The sequence below is a fragment of the Pseudoalteromonas sp. SR41-4 genome, from assembly GCF_014163985.1.
In the GTDB taxonomy this organism is placed as follows: Bacteria; Pseudomonadota; Gammaproteobacteria; order Enterobacterales; family Alteromonadaceae; genus Pseudoalteromonas; species Pseudoalteromonas rhizosphaerae.
Map to the genome: position 1 here is coordinate 1 of NZ_JACJEI010000083.1, position 897 is coordinate 897.

Here is an 897-nt window from a genome sequence, read left to right on the forward strand (position 1 = left end):
TTCAACAACTCGCGGGATTATTTCTTGTATTTTACAACAACAAAAAAACAACAAATATAAATCCCTTGATTTACATTTAGATACAGAGTTAGACTGAAAGTATTAAAAAACTCAAAGGATTTTCTCTCTGCAACTTGTGGGTTTAGATCCTTTGAATAAGCTGTTATACGTATTTTTATATCAATCTAAGCTAGGAGTTAAAATGAAGTTCTTAAGGAAAGCCACATGTTTAATGATTATTACTTTTCTAACAGCATGTACAAATATGAAAGTTGCCAAACTTGATCCTGCAACAGGTAGGTTTCCAACAAAAACGCAAGCAACTGTTGTTACTAACGTCAAAACAGATCTTGATTCAATGAAAAGTTTATTATTACTTCCCGATAATGAATTTGTGAAAGGTCAAATAGCTAATGTTAATTACTTTGATAAAACTATAACTTTGGATGAGTTAGAAACATTAATAATTAAAAATGACCTAACAGATAAGGTTCCCTCTATAAGAGATAAAATTGGCATTAACAAAGCTTTTAAAGCTTACAAACCATTTTTATGGCTACGTTTTGATACACGAGAGGTTGGAGGTAAAACATATGGCCAATTCATCTTAACGAAACCAGATACTCTTGAGGATATCTTCATAGTTGAAAAGCATTTTGATTATGTATGGGCAGGTGTCAATGATAGTAATACTTGGTATCCAATGTTTAATGCAATTGTAGATTACATTGAGAATAATTCAGAAACTTGGTCACCTAAAAAGTAACAGCGTATAATCGGGTAGCCGGAGGTCTCTAACCTCCAGCCCCCACACCACCCATCATGCGGGTCCGCAATGGGCGGTTCACCTCCCGTAATGAATATTGATCCAAATATCTCTCAGTGACACTAAACCTT

1 protein-coding gene is annotated in these 897 nt (G+C 34.0%); it reads left to right on the forward strand.

The window, feature by feature from the left end; translation table 11 throughout:
• The first annotated feature begins 202 nt into the window (after positions 1-202).
• Complete coding sequence (locus tag H5180_RS23320; RefSeq protein ID WP_182759261.1) at positions 203-766, forward strand: hypothetical protein; 564 nt, start codon at positions 203-205, stop codon at positions 764-766.
• Positions 767-897 lie beyond the last annotated feature (131 nt).

Excerpts from the sequence above, each read along its gene's own strand:
- H5180_RS23320 (WP_182759261.1), top strand. The coding sequence starts at position 203 with ATGAAGTTCTTAAGGAAAGCCACATGTTTAATGATTATTACTTTTCTA.